The sequence below is a fragment of the Vibrio sp. 10N.222.48.A3 genome, from assembly GCF_041475345.1.
GTDB lineage: Bacteria > Pseudomonadota > Gammaproteobacteria > Enterobacterales > Vibrionaceae > Vibrio > Vibrio tasmaniensis_A.
The window spans coordinates 1-2,861 of the sequence record NZ_JBFRVX010001226.1 but is presented as its reverse complement, the minus strand read 5'-3'; the positions used below and the strand labels follow the sequence as shown (position 1 = coordinate 2,861).

At 45.0% G+C, this 2,861-nt stretch carries 2 protein-coding genes; one reads left to right on the top strand and one right to left on the bottom strand.

The genetic code is table 11. The annotated features are described in order from the left end of the window. Positions 1-905, top strand: a 905-nt coding sequence (gene lysC / locus AB4653_RS25215) for a lysine-sensitive aspartokinase 3 (protein WP_372105596.1), incomplete at its 5' end; no start/stop codon positions are given. Positions 906-1,020: 115 nt separating this feature from the next. On the opposite strand, the gene AB4653_RS25210 is transcribed toward lysC, so the two are convergent. Beyond that, a partial coding sequence (locus tag AB4653_RS25210; protein WP_372105595.1) for a vitamin B12 dependent-methionine synthase activation domain-containing protein occupies positions 1,021-2,861 on the bottom strand: 1,841 nt, incomplete at its 5' end.

The window sequence follows — 2,861 nt, the reverse complement described above, 5'->3', positions numbered from 1 at the left end:
CCAATGATGACTTCGGTAAAGCAGAACCACAATTAAAAGATATTGCAGCTTTAGCACAGCAGAAATTGATTCCACTATGCCAACAGCAAGTTGTCGTTACCCAAGGCTTTATCGGTGCCGATAGCGAAGGTAACACCACAACGTTAGGTCGTGGCGGCAGTGATTATTCTGCTGCACTAATTGCCGAATCAGTACAAGCGATTGGTTTAGAGATCTGGACTGATGTTCCAGGGATCTACACCACAGATCCACGTATCGCATCGAAAGCATCTCCTATCCCAGAGATCAGCTTCAGTGAGGCATCTGAGATGGCAAACTTTGGCGCGAAAATATTACACCCTTCAACTCTGGTTCCTGCACTACGCCATCAAATCCCTGTTTTTGTCGGCTCATCAAAAGCACCAGAGCTTGGTGGAACATGGATTCGTCAACAAGTTGAAAGCTCTCCTCTGTTCAGAGCGCTTGCCCTACGCTGCAACCAAACCATGGTTACGCTACGCAGCGCTAACATGTTCCATGCCTATGGTTTTTTGGCAAAGGTATTCGAGATCCTGGCTAAACATAAGATCTCAGTCGATCTTATCACTACCTCAGAGATCAGTGTCTCACTGACTCTCGATCAAACCGATACCTCTGGTGGTGCTCCTGAGTTACCTGAAGCCGCTCGCCTTGAGCTTGAAGAGTTGTGTTCCGTAGATATTGAGCACGACCTATGCCTCGTTGCTCTTATTGGTAACAACATGAGCGAAAGCAAAGGCTATGCAAAGCAGGTATTCGGCACTCTAGAAGATTTCAACCTACGTATGATTTGTTACGGAGCAAGCCCACACAACCTATGCTTCTTGCTAGATGAATCTGTGTCTAAGTTGGCGGTTCAAAAACTTCATCAAGAGTTATTTGAGTAGATAGTCCGTTTATCATCGACAGATAAATAACTAAATTACAGATACAAAAAGGGTTGCTATTAAGCAACCCTTTCTCTTTTTTACGTTACGAATCAAAGCTCGTTATAGATTCAAACTAGTTAATGTTTGGGCCTAACCACTTCTCAGCTTCCAACATATCCCAACCTTTACGGTCGGCATAGCTATCCACTTGATCCTGTTGAATCTGTGCAATCGCAAAGTATCGGGCATCAGGATGTGAAAAATACATACCAGACACTGAAGCACCAGGCCACATCGCGTAGCTCGTGGTTAGTGACATGTCGATCGCTTTTTCAACACCCATCAACTCCCACAACGTTCCTTTTTCTGTATGTTCTGGGCAAGCAGGGTAACCTGGAGCTGGACGAATACCTTGGTACTTCTCACGAATCAAATCGTCATTAGACAGCTCCTCATCCGGCGAGTAGCCCCAAATGTCCTTTCTCACTTCTTTATGCAGGTATTCAGCGAACGCTTCAGCCAATCGGTCAGCAACCGCCTGAATCATAATCGCGTTGTAGTCATCACCGTTGGCTTTGTATTCATCAGCAAGCTCACGCTCGCCGATACCACCAGTCACTGCAAAGCCACCAATCCAGTCCGCTTTACCGCTATCTTTCGGCGCAATGTAATCAGACAAACAGTAGTTAAAACCTTTTGGCTTCTCGGTTTGCTGACGAAGGTTGTGTAAAACCTTTAACACTTCAGTACGAGATTCATCGGTATACACTTCGATATCATCGCCAACGCTGTTGGCAGGGAACATCGCACACATCCCACGAGCTTCAAGTAACTTCTCTTTCTGTACTCGATCCAATAAATCGTTGGCATCTTTGAATAAGCGTTTCGCTTCCTCGCCCACTTCTTCATGATTAAGAATTGCAGGGTATTTACCGACCAATGACCATGTCATAAAGAATGGAGTCCAGTCGATGTACTGACGCAAAGTTGCCACATCAAAATCATTAAAGATGTGAACTCCCGGTTTAGCGGGTGCCGGTGGCGTGTAAGCATCCCAATCGATAGCTACTTTATTAGCACGTGCTCTTTCAAGAGTGACCGGTTTAGTACGAGGCTTCTTACGATTATGCTGATCGCGAACGCGATCGTAATCAATATCCAACTTCTCAACAAATGCAGGTTTCAATTCGTTAGATAGCAACGAAGTACACACACCCACCGCACGTGAAGCATTGTTTACGTAGACCACAGGCTCGGAGTAGTTCTGTTCAATCTTAACGGCTGTATGCGCTTTAGATGTGGTTGCTCCACCGATGAGAAGAGGCAGTTTAAAACCTTGTCTTTCCATTTCTTTCGCAACATGCACCATCTCATCCAGGGAAGGAGTGATCAAACCCGAAAGGCCAATGATATCGACGTTTTCTTCCTTAGCGACCTTAAGGATTTTTTCACATGAAACCATCACGCCTAAATCGATAATTTCGTAGTTATTACACTGCAAGACAACGCCCACAATATTTTTGCCAATATCGTGAACATCGCCTTTTACGGTCGCAAGTAAGATTTTTCCGTTAGTTGCACCTACGTCTTTGGTTGCATTGATAAATGGCTCTAAATGGGCTACCGCTTGCTTCATAACACGTGCAGATTTCACCACTTGAGGAAGGAACATCTTACCTTCACCAAAGAGGTCACCAACCACATTCATACCATCCATTAATGGGCCTTCTATCACCTCGATAGGGCGAGAGGCATTAACACGAGCTTCTTCGGTATCTTCAACAATAAAGTCGGTAATACCTTTAACTAAAGAATGCTCTAAGCGTTTTTCTACTGGCCAGGTACGCCACTCTAAAGCAGATTTATCTTCAACCTTTCCAACTGCACGCTCTAGATATTCAGTTGCGATATCTAGCAAGCGCTCAGTGGAATCATCTCGGCGGTTTAGAACCACATCTTCAACGGCTTCACGTA